Annotated in this window: 15 protein-coding genes; 13 read left to right on the top strand and 2 right to left on the bottom strand. The window is 63.7% G+C overall.

Annotated features, from left to right (window positions below):
* Together RUH75_RS16075 and RUH75_RS16070 are read left to right on the top strand one after the other, a co-directional pair.
* Positions 1–717: ATPase, T2SS/T4P/T4SS family (locus tag RUH75_RS16075; protein WP_313807819.1), on the top strand; the 717-nt coding region annotated here is incomplete at its 5' end.
* Positions 718–872: 155 nt separating this feature from the next.
* Positions 873–1,778 (top strand): DMT family transporter, encoded by a 906-nt coding sequence (locus RUH75_RS16070; protein WP_313807816.1) that lies wholly within the window; start codon positions 873–875, stop codon positions 1,776–1,778.
* Here the strand turns inward: RUH75_RS16070 and RUH75_RS16065 are convergent.
* Complete coding sequence (locus RUH75_RS16065) at positions 1,770–2,201, bottom strand: OsmC family protein (RefSeq protein WP_313807813.1); 432 nt, start codon at positions 2,199–2,201, stop codon at positions 1,770–1,772. The genes RUH75_RS16070 and RUH75_RS16065 overlap by 9 nt on opposite strands.
* Before the next feature lie 148 nt (positions 2,202–2,349).
* Between RUH75_RS16065 and RUH75_RS16060 the strand changes: the two genes are divergently transcribed.
* From RUH75_RS16060 to RUH75_RS16010, 11 genes are all read left to right on the top strand, one after another.
* Positions 2,350–2,715, top strand: coding sequence for a PRC-barrel domain-containing protein (locus tag RUH75_RS16060; RefSeq protein ID WP_313807810.1), 366 nt, complete (start codon positions 2,350–2,352; stop codon positions 2,713–2,715).
* 168 nt (positions 2,716–2,883) lie between these two features.
* Positions 2,884–3,552, top strand: a complete 669-nt coding sequence (locus RUH75_RS16055) for an alpha/beta hydrolase (protein WP_313807824.1) — start codon at positions 2,884–2,886, stop codon at positions 3,550–3,552.
* 97 nt (positions 3,553–3,649) lie between these two features.
* Entirely contained in the window at positions 3,650–3,841 is a 192-nt protein-coding gene (locus RUH75_RS16050; RefSeq protein ID WP_313807808.1) for a YezD family protein, read from the top strand.
* Between the two features lie 185 nt (positions 3,842–4,026).
* Entirely contained in the window at positions 4,027–6,474 is a 2,448-nt protein-coding gene (locus RUH75_RS16045) for a TonB-dependent receptor (RefSeq protein ID WP_313807805.1), read from the top strand.
* Positions 6,475–6,599: 125 nt separating this feature from the next.
* The gene (panB, locus tag RUH75_RS16040) at positions 6,600–7,472 is read left to right on the top strand and encodes a 3-methyl-2-oxobutanoate hydroxymethyltransferase (RefSeq protein WP_313807803.1); all 873 of its coding nucleotides are present in this window, start codon (positions 6,600–6,602) and stop codon (positions 7,470–7,472) included.
* 74 nt (positions 7,473–7,546) lie between these two features.
* Positions 7,547–8,245, top strand: a complete 699-nt coding sequence (locus RUH75_RS16035; protein ID WP_313807801.1) for a tetratricopeptide repeat protein — start codon at positions 7,547–7,549, stop codon at positions 8,243–8,245.
* Positions 8,246–8,259: 14 nt separating this feature from the next.
* Positions 8,260–9,603, top strand: coding sequence for a PQQ-binding-like beta-propeller repeat protein (locus RUH75_RS16030; RefSeq protein ID WP_409592380.1), 1,344 nt, complete (start codon positions 8,260–8,262; stop codon positions 9,601–9,603).
* A 117-nt stretch (positions 9,604–9,720) separates the two neighbouring features.
* Complete coding sequence (gene der / locus RUH75_RS16025; RefSeq protein ID WP_313807797.1) at positions 9,721–11,088, top strand: ribosome biogenesis GTPase Der; 1,368 nt, start codon at positions 9,721–9,723, stop codon at positions 11,086–11,088.
* On the top strand, positions 11,075–11,308 hold the full coding sequence (locus RUH75_RS16020; protein WP_313807795.1) for a sulfurtransferase TusA family protein: 234 nt from the start codon (positions 11,075–11,077) through the stop codon (positions 11,306–11,308). The genes der and RUH75_RS16020 overlap by 14 nt, the downstream gene beginning before the upstream one ends.
* A 154-nt stretch (positions 11,309–11,462) precedes the next feature.
* Positions 11,463–11,903, top strand: a complete 441-nt coding sequence (locus RUH75_RS16015) for an Hpt domain-containing protein (protein WP_313807793.1) — start codon at positions 11,463–11,465, stop codon at positions 11,901–11,903.
* A 53-nt stretch (positions 11,904–11,956) separates the two neighbouring features.
* The gene (locus RUH75_RS16010) at positions 11,957–12,973 is read left to right on the top strand and encodes an LLM class flavin-dependent oxidoreductase (protein ID WP_313807790.1); all 1,017 of its coding nucleotides are present in this window, start codon (positions 11,957–11,959) and stop codon (positions 12,971–12,973) included.
* On the opposite strand, the gene RUH75_RS16005 is transcribed toward RUH75_RS16010, so the two are convergent.
* Entirely contained in the window at positions 12,941–14,071 is a 1,131-nt protein-coding gene (locus RUH75_RS16005; RefSeq protein ID WP_313807788.1) for an acyltransferase, read from the bottom strand. The genes RUH75_RS16010 and RUH75_RS16005 overlap by 33 nt on opposite strands.
* Positions 14,072–14,197 lie beyond the last annotated feature (126 nt).

Here is a 14,197-nt window from a genome sequence, read left to right as displayed (position 1 = left end):
TCGCCGAAGATGGCAACCGCGCTGAAGATCGCCGGTGCCTGCCGCATGAACATCGTCATTTCCGGCGGTACGGGCTCGGGCAAGACGACGATGCTCAACGCCCTGTCGAAGATGATCGATCCGGGCGAGCGCGTGCTGACCATCGAGGACGCGGCCGAACTGCGGCTTCAGCAGCCGCACTGGCTGCCGCTGGAAACCCGCCCACCGAATCTGGAGGGTCAGGGCGCCATCACCATCGGTGATCTCGTCAAGAACGCCCTGCGCATGCGTCCTGACCGCATCATCCTGGGCGAAATCCGTGGCGCGGAGTGCTTCGACCTGCTCGCCGCGATGAACACCGGCCATGACGGCTCCATGTGCACGCTTCACTCCAACAGCCCGCGCGAGTGCCTGGGCCGTATGGAAAACATGATCCTGATGGGCGACATCAAGATCCCCAAGGAAGCGATTTCCAAGCAGATTGCCGACTCGGTTGACCTGATCGTGCAGGTGAAACGTCTGCGCGACGGTTCGCGCCGCGTCACCAACGTCACCGAAGTCATCGGCATGGAAGGCGACGTCATCGTCACCCAGGAACTGTTCAAGTTCGAATATCATGACGAGGACGACAGCGGCCGGATCGTCGGCGAATATCGCTCCATGGGCCTGCGTCCCTATACGCTGGACAAGGCCCGGCAGTTCGGTTTCGACCAGCCCTTCCTGGAAGCCTGCCTGTAACGGTCGTTCATGTTCCCGGTTGCGTGATCCCGCGACCGGGCTGGAGCCCGCTGCGTTAAATCAGACGCAGGACGCGCGCTCCGGTATTTATTTGCGCATCGTTTCAGCCGCAAAACCGGTTCCCACTTTTGCGCACGATGCTCTAAGGCGGACCCGTGCCGCCCGTTTCTCCTCACAGCCGTCCCCATCGCCCGCTTCATGCCATCGGCCTGCGGCTGGTTGCCGTGATCTGCCTCGCGATCATGTTCGTGACGGTGCGGCTGGCCGATGCGCGGGGCGTTCATCTGATCGAATCGCTGTTCTATCGGCAGGCGCTGGCGCTGCCGGTCGTCTTTGCGTGGATCGCTATGACCAGCGGCGTGCAATCGGTGCATACCCGCCGGATCGGGGTGCATGCCACCCGCATGGCGTTCGGCATGACGGGCATGGCGCTCAATTTCCTCTCCTATATTCTGCTGCCGCCCGCCGAGGCGACCACGATCGGCTTCACCATGCCGATATTCGGCACGATCCTGTCCGCGCTGGTCCTGCGGGAGCATACCGGCGTCCATCGATGGAGCGCAGTGTTGATCGGCTTTGCCGGCGTGCTCATCATGATCCGCCCCGACAGTGGGCACTTCCCGCTGAACGGCGTCGCGGTCGCCATCTGCGCCGCCGTCGTCACCGCCAGCGTCAGCCTGGTGCTGCGCGAACTGGGACGCACGGAGAATGCAGGGGTCATCGTTTTCTGGTTCACCCTGCTGTCCGTGCCGCCGCTGGGGGTCGCCATGCTGTTTTTCGGTCAGTCGCACGACCTTGCAACCTGGGGGTTGCTGCTGCTGATCGGCGTGGTCGGCGGGATCGCGCAGATCTGCCTGACCGCGGCGCTGCGCTGGGGGCCGGTGTCGGTGGTGCTGCCGATGGATTACAGCTCGATCATCTGGACGACGCTGCTCGGCTGGGCGATCTGGGGCAACTGGCCGATGGCAACGACCTGGATCGGCGCCGCGCTGATCATCGCCAGCGGCCTCTATATTGCCTGGCGCGAACATGTCCGCGCCAGGCAAGCCCCGTCATCCTAACAGCTCCGCGTCCAGGCTGATCTCGGCATTCAGCAGCTTCGATACCGGGCAATTGGCCTTTGCCTTGGCCGCCAGTTCCTGGAACTGCGCATCGTCCGCGCCGGGGATGGTCGCCTTCAACGTCAGCTTGCTGGCGGTGATGGCAAAGCCACCCTCCTGCTGCTCCAGCGTCACGACGGCGTTGGTTTCCATCTTCTCCGCCGTCAGCCCCGCTTCGCCCAATATCAGCGACAGCGCCATGGTGAAGCAGGAGGCATGGGCAGCCGCGATCAGCTCTTCGGGATTGGTGCCGGGCACCCCTTCGAAGCGCATTGCAAAACCATAGGGACGCGCGTCCAGCGCGCCGCTCTGGGTCGAGATCGCGCCCTTTCCATCCTTCAGGCCGCCACTCCACACCGCCGAACCGCTGCGATTGATCTTCATGACCATTCTCCTTTTTTTTCGCCAAGGGATTCGAGCCGGATGGACTCGCCTGGCGACCCGGAAATCAAGGAAAAGAAGGGAATCCAGGAACCCCTCCGCTCCGCCTTGGTTTCACCACAATAGCGCGAATTTTCGCAGGAGAGTGACAATGACGGACACGGCAACGGAAAAACATGCCGACCTGATCGCGTCCGACCGGGTCGAAGGCACGGCGGTCTACAATCAGGCGGGCGAGCGGCTTGGCCATATCTCCAATTTCATGGTCGACAAGCTGAGCGGGCAGGTGCGCTACGCCGTCCTGTCTTTCGGTGGATTTCTGGGGATGGGACATGATCATTATCCCCTGCCCTGGTCGATGCTGAGCTACGATATCGACAAAGGCGGCTATGTCGTCGATCTGGCCAAGGAGACGCTGGAGAACGCCCCCAGCCATCTGCCGGACGAGCGGCCGGACTATAATGACGCCTATGGCCGCAGTGTCTTCCAATATTATGGGCTGCTTTACCCCTGGTAGCGTTTTCAACGGCTTGCGAAGGACGCGCAGGACATATTCCGGCGCGTCCTTCAACATGAACGCCAGATGAATCGGGCTGCCCAGATTCCGACACATTTTGTCGCTTGCCTATTGTCTACTTAATAAATAGAATTACCTCTGTCATCCAAACAGGATGAGGATATGACCATGGAGCGATTCGGACATTCAGGTGACGCGCGCCAACCGGTCGTGCTGACCATTCCGGGCCTCAACAATAGTGGTCCGGACCATTGGCAAACCCTGTGGGAAGAAAAGCGTGGCGATTGTGAACGCGTCGATCTGGGCAGCTGGGCCAGCCCCAGCCGCAACGCCTGGGTCACGCGACTGGACGCTGCGATCCGGCAGGCCGACGGGCCGATCATCCTGGCTGCGCACAGCCTGGGCTGCCTGGCGGTGGCCTGGTGGGGCGCCCTGCAAAGTCAGGCTTATGGCTGGCCGGTGACCGGCGCGCTGCTGGTGGCCCCGCCCGATTGCGACCGGATGGAGACGCCGGAGACGATCGGCGGCTTCGGCCCCACGCCGCGCGCGCAACTGCCCTTCCCATCGATCGTCGTGGCCAGCCGTAACGATCCCTATATCTTCTTCGAACGCGCGCACAGCATCGGGAAGAATTGGGGCAGCAGCTTTGTCGACGCAGGGTTTTGCGGCCATATCAACGCGGAATCCGGCCTTGGCGAGTGGCGCTTTGGCCAGGCGCTGCTGGATCGCCTGATCGACAATGCGCATGAGCAGGCCTCTGCCATGCGCCAGTTACGGCCTGCCATCCCGTCGACGCATCAGGAAAGGCGGTTGGCGGCGCTGCGGGTCCACGGCTGACATTCTACGGGGCGCGACAAGAGAAACTTGGGCGCCCCTTATATTTGCTTTTTTGTCTATTAATATAGTTGAGATAGAAGGCCGCGAAGAGGTGCTTATGAGTGAAAACCGACCGATTGAACTTGCCCGCAACGGCCGCGGCGACGGGCAGCGCCACGACATCGCCGTCAGCATCGACAAGGTGCGCAGCGTGCTCGAAGCGCTACGGTTCGGATCTGTCACTTTAACCGTGCATGATGCGCGGGTGGTGCAGATCGACGTGACCGAAAAGACGCGTCTCACCGCCTGATCGGATCCATGGGCTGATCGGATCGCGGGGGCGCCAGACAGGGTTGCTGAACAAGGTCCGCACAAGGGCCGAATAACAGGTGGCAAGGGGTGGGCCACTATTTCCATTCCCAGACCTTCGGCTTTGAGCGGATCACCGCAGAGGCCGCGATCAATATTCACCGGACATCCGGAAGGGGAATCATCATGATTGCGCGTTTTCTGTTGCTCGCCGGCGTGGCGGGCGCATCCATCATCGTGTCCAGCGCACAGGCGCAGGACACCGCTCCAGCTGAAACCACGGCCAGCGCCCAGAATGATCCGGGCGCCGAAACAGCCGCCGCCGCCGCGATCGTCGTCACGGCCCGCCGCCGCGTCGAAGCCTTGCAGGACGTGCCGCTGGCCGTTTCCGTGCTGAACGCCGATGCGATCGCGCAGACCGGCAGCTACAATATCGGCCGCCTGCAACAATTGCAGCCGACGCTGCAATTCTACTCGACCAATCCGCGCAACAGCTCGATCAACATCCGTGGCATCGGCGCGCCGCTCGGCCTTACCAATGACGGCATCGAGCAGGGCGTCGGCATCTATGTCGATCAGGTCTATTACAACCGCGTCGCCGCCGCCACGCTCGACTTCGTGGATATCGAGCAGATCGAGGTGCTGCGTGGGCCGCAGGGCACGCTCTATGGCAAGAACACGACCGCCGGCGCGATCAACATCACGACCCGCGCGCCCAGCTTCAGTTATGAGGGCAAGGCGGAAATCTCGGTCGGAAATCTCGGCTTCAAGCAGGCCAAGGCGACCGTGTCCGGCCCAATCACCGATCGGCTGGCGATCCGCATCGGCGCCAGCGTGACCGACCGGGACGGCACGATTTATAACGTCGCCACCAATCAGAAGGTCAACAGCCAGGATTTCCTGGGTATCCGCGGCGCATTGCTGTGGAAGGCGACCGACAATCTGAACATCACCTTGTCGGGCGATTACAATCTTCAGAATCCCAATTGCTGCGCGCAGATCTATGCGGGCTATGGCCCCACGCAACGCGCCGCCAACCGGCAATATCCGGCGCTGACCGCTGCGCTTGGCTATGCGGTGCCCAGCACCAATATCTATGACCGGCTGACCGATCTCGACGCGCAGCTGAAGGCGCGTAACGAGATTGGCGGTGCTGCGATCCGCGCCGAATGGGATCTGGGACCGGGCACGCTGACATCGGTTTCGGCTTATCGCTATTGGGATTGGCAGCCGTCGAACGACCGCGATTTCACCGGCCTCGACATCACCACCAAGTCGCAGAACCCGACCCAGCAGAAGCAATGGACGCAGGAACTGCGCTACGCCCAGAGCGGCGAGACGCTGGACTTCGTGGCCGGCGCCTTCGGCTTCTACCAGAAGATTCACACCACCGGACAACAGGTGCAGGGCACGGACGCCAGCAAATGGCTGCTCGCGCCCAGCAGCGCGCTGTCCAACAATCCGGCGGTGCTGAACGGGCTGACGGCGGACAACGACATCCGCATGAAGAACTGGAGCGCGGCGCTGTTCGGCCAGCTCACCTGGCATGTCACCGACCGGCTGGACCTCCAGCCGGGCCTGCGCCTCAATTATGACAAGAAGGACGGCAGCTATGATTCCGTCGTCACCGGCACCGCGTCCAACGGCACGCACCAGTTGGTCACCTTCACCAGCACCGATCCCTGGATCGTCGCGCAACGCGGCGTGCTGGCGCCCCAGTCCTTCAACGCCAAGTTCAGCGACTGGAACCTGTCCTATGACTTCACCGCCTCCTACAAGGTGACGGATGATGTCATGACCTACGCCACCTATTCACGGGCCTTCAAGTCGGGCGGCATCAACCTGAACGGCGTACCGCTGGATGCCAATGGCAATCCGCAACTGGGCGTCGCGACGGTGAAGCCGGAAAAGGTCAATCATTTCGAAGTGGGCCTGAAAACCCAGTTCTGGGACAAGAAGGCGACTTTCAATCTCACCGGTTTCTGGACCGGGATCGACAATTATCAGGCGATCGTGAATAATGGCCAGAACAGCGTGCTGCGCGGCTATCTCGCCAATGCGGACAAGGTGCGCACCCGTGGTGTCGAGGCGGATTTCTCCATCAGACCGTCCGAGCGCGTGAACGCCTATGCCAATGGCGCCTATACCGACGCGACCTACCGCAAGTTCACCAACGCCCCCTGCCCGCCTGAATTGTCGGGCGGCGGTTCGGGCGCCGTCATCGGCGCGCCCGGCGTTCCTGGCACCAACAGCCCGGCCACCTGCGACATTTCCGGTCAGTGGCTGCCGGGCGTGTCGAAATGGTCGCTTTCCTATGGCGTGGAATTCAACGTGCCGACCCCACTCTTCGGCGGCGATGGGCAATTCTACATCGGCTGGGACGGCAGCTACCGGTCGAAATTCTCGTCCAACGCATCGCGCTCCATCTATATGGATGTGAAGGGTTATACGCTGAACAATCTGCGGATCGGTTTCCGCAACAGCGACGGCCTCAACATCTATGGCTGGGTCCGCAATATCTTCGACAAAAACTATCTGGAGCTGCTGGCCACCACGCCGAGCAACACCGGCCTGATCGCCGGCCAGCCGGGCGATCCCAGGACCTATGGCCTGACGATCAAGGCCGACTTCTAAAGAAGAGGTTCACCCCCTGCGGGAGCGACACAGCCCTGTCGCTCCCGCATTTTTTATGCCGCTTCCGTCCCACTGAACCCGCGCCCGATTTGCGCCCGGCGCCCCGCTGGGGTAGAGCGCGTGCCATGTCCACGACCTTCACGCTCGACACGTCGACCAGCCGCGCCAATCCCACGCCCGCGCCGATGAAGCGCCTGACGGTGCCCGCCATCCAGCGCCGCAAGTTCGAAGGAAAGACGCAAGAGCCGCTGGTGATGCTGACCGCCTATACCGCGCGGCAGGCGCAACTGCTCGATCCGCATTGCGACATGCTGCTGGTAGGCGATTCGCTGGGTCAGGTGATTTACGGCCTGCCTTCCACCCTGCCCGTCACGCTGGACATGATGATCGCCCATGGCGCCGCCGTGGTGCGCGGCAGCTATCACAGCGTCGTGCTGGTCGACATGCCCTTCGGCAGCTATGAAGCCTCTCCCCAACAGGCCTTCGCCAGCGCCAGCCGCATCATGGCCGAAACCGGCTGCGCGGGCGTGAAACTGGAAGGGGGCGTCGCCATGGCGGAAACCATCAACTTCCTCAGCCAGCGCGGCATTCCGGTGATGGCGCATATCGGCCTCACCCCGCAGGCGGTGAACGCTTTGGGCGGCTATGGCGCGCGCGGCAAGAGCCAGGAGGAGCATGCGAAGATCATCTCCGACGCCCGCGCCGTCGCGCAGGCCGGGGCCTTCTCCATGGTGATCGAGGGGGTGATGGAAGACATCGCCATCGCCGTCACGGACAGCGTGGATGTGCCCGTCATCGGCATCGGCGCATCGGCCCATTGCGACGGTCAGGTGCTGGTGGCGGAGGATATGCTGGGCATGTTCGAACGCGTGCCCCGCTTCGTGAAGCGCTACGAAAATATCGCGGAAACGATCGAAAGGGCAGCCGCCCAATATGCGGCGGATGTCCGAAACCGGCACTTTCCGACCGAAGATCAGGTCTATCGGCCCAAAAAGTGATTTGCGTGAGGCTTTTGCGCCGCTAATGATCGCGCCTTCTGCGTGCCGTATCTGACGAATTTCTGGAGATCCAAGTGGCCCTGACGCCGCAAAATAGCGAAGCCTTCATGCGTGAGGTCGATGAGGCCGTCCGGCAGGACCAGCTGTTGACGTTCTGGCAGCGCTTCGGCCGCTGGATCGTCGCAGCGGTGGTCATCGGCCTCGCCGCCTTCGCGGCGTTCCTCTACTGGCAGCACTATACGAAGACGCAGTCGCAGGCCGTTTCGGAAGAAATGGACAAGGTGATCGCCACGGCAGTCGGCGGCGGCACGCCCGATGCAAAGCAGGTCGACACGTTGACGCAGGCCAGCCAGCCCGGCTTCCGCGCCTCCGCTCTGCTGGTGAAGGCCGGCACCGCCGCGCGCAAGGGCGACGGCAAGGCGGCGATCGCTGCCTATCAGGCGATGGCCAGCGACAGTTCGCTGGACCAGCCCTATCGCGATCTGGCGCTGATCCGCCAGACCACGCTGGAATATGAGAGTCTGACTCCACAGCAGGTGGTGGACCGTTTGAAGCCCCTTGCCGTCGAGGGCGCGCCCTGGTTCGGCAGCGCGGGCGAGCTGGTCGCCATAGCCTATATGAAGATGCGCAAGACCGATCTTGCAGGCCCGCTGTTCGCCGCCATGGCGAAGGACCCGAAGGTGCCGCAGTCGATCCGTTCACGCGCGCGACAGATGGCAGGCTTATTGGGTGTGGATGCAGTCGAAACGCCCGCCGTGGCAGGACAGGAATGATTGGGCGCATGGGAATGCACAGCATGACGAAATTTTCGGGCGCCGGCCGCGCCGTGACTGTTGCCATGATGATCGCCCTGCTCGCAGGCTGCGGTGTGATCGGCGGCAAGAAGGGCGGCCCCAAGACTCCGGTGGTGGGCAAGCGCACCTCGATCCTCAGCAATGAGCAGGGCGTGGAGGTCGACCCGACCCTGGCCGATGTGCCGGTGGCCCTGCCCGAACCCTATGCCAACGACCAATGGTCGCAGCCGGGGGGCAGCCCCGCCAAGACCATGGGCAATCTGGCGCTGGGCGCTTCGCCCTCACAGGCCTGGACCGCCTCCATTGCGGGCAGCACGCCGCAGGCCCGCCTCGCCTCCGCCCCGGTGGTGGTCGGCGGCAAGCTCTATGTCATCGACGCGGACGCACGGGTGATCGCGTTCAACGCAACAAGCGGCGCGAAGTTGTGGCAGACTCCCCTCCCCGCCGAAGGCAGCGGCCGCGCCTTGTTCGGCGGCGGCGTCAGCGTGATCGACGGCAAGCTCTATGCCAGCACCGGCGTCGGCGATGTGGCGGCGTTGGACGCCAATACGGGCGCGATCCTGTGGAAAAAGCGCCCCGGCGGCCCGCTGCGCGGTGCCCCGACGCTCGCCAACGGCCATGTCTATGTGATGGGCCAGGATAACCAGATTTTCGCCCTCAACCAGACCGACGGCGAAGTGCAGTGGACCGACAGTGGCACGTTGCAGGTCACGGGCATCTTCGGCGTGGCTGCTCCGGCCGCCGCCCAGGGCACGGTGATCGCGGGCTATAGCTCGGGCGAACTCACCGCCTATCGCTATGAAAATGGCCGGACATTGTGGGGGGATGCCCTCTCGCGCACCAGCATTTCGACCGCCGTGGCGTCCCTGACCGATATCGACGCCGATCCGGTGATCGATCGCGGCCGGGTGTTCGCCATCGGTCAGGGCGGTCGCATGGCCAGCTACGAACTGGTGAGCGGCCAGCGTCTCTGGGAAATCAACATTGCGGGCATTTCCACGCCCTCGGTCGTGGGCGAATGGGTGTTCGCGGTGACCAGCGACGCCAAGCTGCTCTGCGTCGCCCGCGCCACCGGCAAAATCCGCTGGATCAGCCAGTTGCGCCGCTGGAAAAAGGAAAAGAAGAAGGACCAGGCGATCCGCTGGACCGGTCCGGTACTGGCGGGCGGCCGTCTGGTGCTGGTGTCGACCCATGGCGACCTCAACTATGTCGATCCGACGACCGGCAAGATTCAGGCAGAGGTCGAGCTGAAAAAGTCCATGTCGCTGTCCCCGGTCGTCGCGAACAACACGCTCTATATCCTTGCCGATGACGGAAAACTGACCGCGTTCCGCTGACGCCGCCAAGGATGTTAAGTAACCGTGCTCCTGCGAAGGCAGGGATCCAGTTCCGCGCTCTGGACTGGACTCCTGCCTTCGCAGGAGCACCTATATTTTAAAGGAAACGGGCCCATCATGCTGCCCACAGTTGCCATTGTCGGGCGGCCCAATGTGGGCAAGTCCACCCTGTTCAACCGGCTTGTCGGCAAGAAGCTGGCGCTGGTCGACGACCAGCCCGGCGTCACCCGTGACCGGCGGGAGGGGCAGGTCAACCTGCTCGGCGTGGATTTCACCATCATCGACACCGCCGGCTACGAGGATGAAGACCCGCAGACCCTGCCCGGCCGGATGCGCATGCAGACGCAGGCGGCGGTGGAAAATGCCGATGTCGCGCTGTTCGTTGTCGACGCCCGCGCCGGCATCACGCCGCTGGACGAGGAAATCGCCCGCTGGCTGCGCGAGGGTGACGCCCCCGTCGTGCTGATGGCCAACAAGGCCGAGGGCAAAGCTGGGGATGATGGCGTGATGGAGGCTTTCAGCCTTGGCCTTGGCGACCCCATCCCCTTCTCCGCCGAACATGGTCAGGGGCTGGCCGATCTGTTCCAGGCGCTCCTCCCCTATATCGACCGCGAGGAGGCGGAAGAGGAAGCGGAGCCAGATGAGGTGGACATCGAATCCGCGCCGCTCAAGCTCGCCATTGTCGGTCGTCCCAATGCGGGCAAGTCGACCCTCATCAACCGGCTATTGGGTGAAAACCGCCTGCTGACCGGCCCCGAAGCAGGCATCACCCGCGACAGCATCGCGGTCGACTGGCAATGGACCAGCCCGGACGGCCTGGAACGTCCCGTCCGCCTGATCGACACGGCGGGCATGCGCAAGCGCGCCAAGGTGCAGGACAAGCTGGAAAAGCTGGCGGTGTCCGATGGCCTCAACGCGGTCAATTTCGCGGAAGTCGTGGTGCTGCTGCTCGATTCCACCCGTGGCCTCGAAGCGCAGGACCTGCGCATCGCCGACAAGGTGCTGGAGGAAGGCCGCGCCCTCGTCGTCGCGCTCAACAAATGGGACACGGTGGAACACGGCTCGGCGCTCTATCAGGGCATCAAGCAGGCGCTGTCCGATGGCCTGGCGCAGATACGCGGCGTGCCGATCATGACCGTCTCGGCCGCCACCGGCAAGGGACTGGACGACCTCATCCGCGTCGCCTTCGAAACCCGCACCGCCTGGTCGCAGCGGGTGTCGACCGGCATCCTCAACCGCTGGTTCGAACGCGCGCTGGAGGCCAATCCGCCCCCCGCGCCGGGCGGCAAGCGGATCAAGCTGCGCTACATCACCCAGAACAAGACCCGCCCGCCCACCTTCGTGCTGTTCGGCACGCGACTGGACGAGTTGCCGGAAAGCTATCGTCGCTATCTGGTGAACGGCATCCGCAAGGAACTGGGCTTCGGCGCTGTCCCCGTGCGTCTGACGCTACGCAGCGCCAAAAACCCCTATGCCAACAAGTGAGGCAACGCATATCGACGCCCGGGGCATGAAATGCCCCTGGCCTGCGTTGCGCGTGGCGCGGGCGATGCGTTCCGCCAATGCCGTCACGATCGAGGCCGACGATCCCATCGCCCCAGCGGAGATGGAGGCCCTGGCCCGCCAACAAGGCTGGACCTTCACGGCCAGGGGAACGCATGTCTTCGCCATCTGCCGCCGCCCTTTAGAGCGGTTTTCGATCTGATTGGATCAGATCGCCGCTCTAAACCCCCTTGTTTGCCGCGATTTCTTAACCAGCGATCGATTCCGATCGCTTGGAAATCGCTCTAAGCGCCGCTTAACCGCCTGTTTACGCCCGCCTTCTATACTGGCTGCGGCAGAACAGGGAGTGTCGCAGGGTGTCATATCAAGAGGCCGAACTGGTCAACTGGACCGATTTTGCCAAATCCCGAGCGGAGCTGGGCACCGCTTTCCTGCGGATTCTCGGCTATTTCCGTGAAGATGGCGGCAAGGCAATCGGCGCGATCGAGGAAGCCTTTCGCGCGCGCAACGCCGCCGCGCTTGTCACCCCCGCCCACACGCTGAAGGGCGAATCAGCGCAGTTCGGCGCCTATCGGCTGAGCGCCCTGGCCGAACAGATCGAGATGGTCGCCCGCCGCTGCGTGGAAAGCCGGGAAAGCCCCGATGAACTGATCGAGGATGTCGTCGCGCTCCGTCCCTGCTTCACCGAAACCATGGTCCTGCTGGACCGCGACACCAATCCGCTGGTCGCCCGCCGGCCTCAGGGATTCGGCCGCCGCACCGACAGCCCGACGCAGGGATTCGGACGCGCCGTCTGAACCGCGCGATATAAGTATTGAAACAAAACGGGTTGTCACCCCATATGCGGGTCATGACCCGTTTTTCTGTTCTGGACCTTGTCCCCGTCATTGAAGGCAGCACCCCCGGCGAAGCGCTTGGCCGTGCCGCTGCCTTTGCCGTCCATGCCGAAAGCCTTGGCTTCCACCGCTATTGGGTGGCGGAACATCATGGCATGCCCGGCATTGCATCGGCCGCGACCGCCGTGGTGCTGGCGCATATCGGTCAGGCCACCAGCCACATCCGCATCGGCGCGGGCGGCATCATGCTGCCCAATCACGCGCCGCTGCTGATCGCGGAGCAGTTCGGCACCCTCGCCGCGCTCTTTCCCGGCCGCATCGACCTTGGCCTCGGCCGCGCGCCCGGATCGGACCAGCGGGTGGCGCAGGCCATGCGGCGCACCCTGACCGGCGGCCCGGATGAATTTCCCCGCGACGTCATGGAATTGCAGGCCTGTTTCGCGGGCGACGCGCGGCTGGGCTTTCAGGCGACGCCCGGCGCGGGAGAGGATGTGCCGCTCTGGATTCTCGGCTCCAGCCTCTATGGCGCGCAGCTGGCGGCGGCGCTGGGCCTGCCCTATGCCTTCGCGTCCCATTTCGCGCCCGGCGCGCTGGATGAGGCCATCGCCATCTACCGTCGCGATTTCCGGCCCTCGGCTCAGCTCCCATATCCCTATGTGATGGCGGGCTATAACGTCTTTGCCGCCGACACGATGGAGGAAGCGCGGCTGATCGCCACCTCCATGCAGCAGGCCTTTGTCCGCCTGCGCACCGGCCAGCCCGGCAAGCTGCAACCGCCCGTCCCCGGCTATTATGAAAGCCTGCCGCCACAGGCGCGGGCGATGCTGGCCGACGTGCTGAGCGCCTCGACCATCGGCACGCAAGCCGATGTCGAACGCGATCTCGCCGCCTTCATCCGCCGCACCCAGGTCGATGAAATCATCATCGGCGGCCAGATCCATGATTTCGCGGCCCGCAACCACAGCCTCGCAATCGCCATGACGGCGGCACAGGCCGTGTCAGGCAGCCATCAGCCGGCCGCCGCTCAGTAGTTTGGCCAAGCGCGGGAAGGTTCGGTTCAGCGCCGATCCGAGCAGGATCACCGTAATCAGCACCAGCAGCGGCTGCACCAGCAGATAGGCCGGATAAAGCGGCGACCCCAGCCTGCCGAACAGCGACCCCAGCGCCGGCCCGCCCAGCCAGATCAGGATCAGGTGCGAGCAGAAGAGGAAGAAGGCGAAGGGCTCGATCCGCAGCAGCGTCTCCCGCGCCGCGCTGGCGGCCAGGCTCCAGGCCAGACGCCAGAAGAACAGCGCCGCCACGATCCGCACCGCCATGTCCAACACCGCCAGGCCCATGCCCGGCTGCACCAGGCCGGGATGCAGCGAAGCATAGAGCTGCGCCGACATCAACAGCGCAAAGGGCGGGGCCGCAACCGCCCAGGGTAGCGCCGCGACACGATCGGCCAGCCCTTCGCGCCGGGCGACGATGCCCATGACGAAGAAGAACAGGATCGACGCCCGCATCAGCACCGGCGGCCCCCAGCCCATGATCTGGCACACAGCCGCCATCGCTGCCACCACGCCCAGCGCCCAGCCGGGCAGCCGCACGAATAGGGGCGCGGCGATCATGCACAGGAACAGGTCGCGCAGAAATGGCATCTGGACATTGATGTCGGGATTGCGGCTGACGATGAACAGTTCCTGGAACATCCAGTCGGTGGACGAGGGCACCGGCGCGGCCAGTCCCATTGCCCAGGCGGCCCCGGACACGAACAGGATCGCCAGCGCATTCCACAATATCATCGGCAGCAGGATCGTCCGCGCCTTGCGCTCGACATGGCGAAGCCAATCCTGCGTGCGCGACGATCCTTCGACCAGCCAACCGGAAATCACGCCGAGCAGCGGCACCGCGCTGCGGCCGAAAATCTCCATCAAGCCCCAGCGCAGGCTGTCCTGCGGCGTTCCCCGCAGGCTTTCGAGATCATGGCCGTTCAACCCCGTCCAGGCATGAACATACACCACCCCCAATATGCAGATGACGCGGGCGATGGAGATCGCGTCGGATCGGCGCGCAGCGTCGGTCGCCAACCCGGCAACCCCACGATTTTCCCGATTTTCCAGCGATATTTCAACAACCAAGCCTGACACGCATCGCCTCTGACCATGGCGGCACGGGATAGTCGGCCGCTCCATCATTATCAGGCCGGAATAAGCAGATTCTTTACCAGTCGCTGGTTAAATCGATCCGACGTGCCGGAAACCCGTCCGGTCGAG

The sequence above is a fragment of the Sphingobium sp. genome, assembly GCF_032153725.1.
Lineage (GTDB): Bacteria > Pseudomonadota > Alphaproteobacteria > Sphingomonadales > Sphingomonadaceae > Sphingobium.
The sequence above is the reverse complement of the archived record's forward strand: the minus strand, read 5'-3'. Positions and strand labels throughout refer to the sequence as shown.

Excerpts from the sequence above, each read along its gene's own strand:
- RUH75_RS16065 (WP_313807813.1), bottom strand. The coding sequence starts at position 2,201 with ATGAAGATCAATCGCAGCGGTTCGGCGGTGTGGAGTGGCGGCCTGAAG.
- RUH75_RS16060 (WP_313807810.1), top strand. The coding sequence starts at position 2,350 with ATGACGGACACGGCAACGGAAAAACATGCCGACCTGATCGCGTCCGAC.
- RUH75_RS16055 (WP_313807824.1), top strand. The coding sequence starts at position 2,884 with ATGGAGCGATTCGGACATTCAGGTGACGCGCGCCAACCGGTCGTGCTG.
- RUH75_RS16050 (WP_313807808.1), top strand. The coding sequence starts at position 3,650 with ATGAGTGAAAACCGACCGATTGAACTTGCCCGCAACGGCCGCGGCGAC.
- RUH75_RS16045 (WP_313807805.1), top strand. The coding sequence starts at position 4,027 with ATGATTGCGCGTTTTCTGTTGCTCGCCGGCGTGGCGGGCGCATCCATC.
- panB (WP_313807803.1), top strand. The coding sequence starts at position 6,600 with ATGTCCACGACCTTCACGCTCGACACGTCGACCAGCCGCGCCAATCCC.
- RUH75_RS16030 (WP_409592380.1), top strand. The coding sequence starts at position 8,260 with ATGCACAGCATGACGAAATTTTCGGGCGCCGGCCGCGCCGTGACTGTT.
- der (WP_313807797.1), top strand. The coding sequence starts at position 9,721 with ATGCTGCCCACAGTTGCCATTGTCGGGCGGCCCAATGTGGGCAAGTCC.
- RUH75_RS16020 (WP_313807795.1), top strand. The coding sequence starts at position 11,075 with ATGCCAACAAGTGAGGCAACGCATATCGACGCCCGGGGCATGAAATGC.
- RUH75_RS16010 (WP_313807790.1), top strand. The coding sequence starts at position 11,957 with ATGACCCGTTTTTCTGTTCTGGACCTTGTCCCCGTCATTGAAGGCAGC.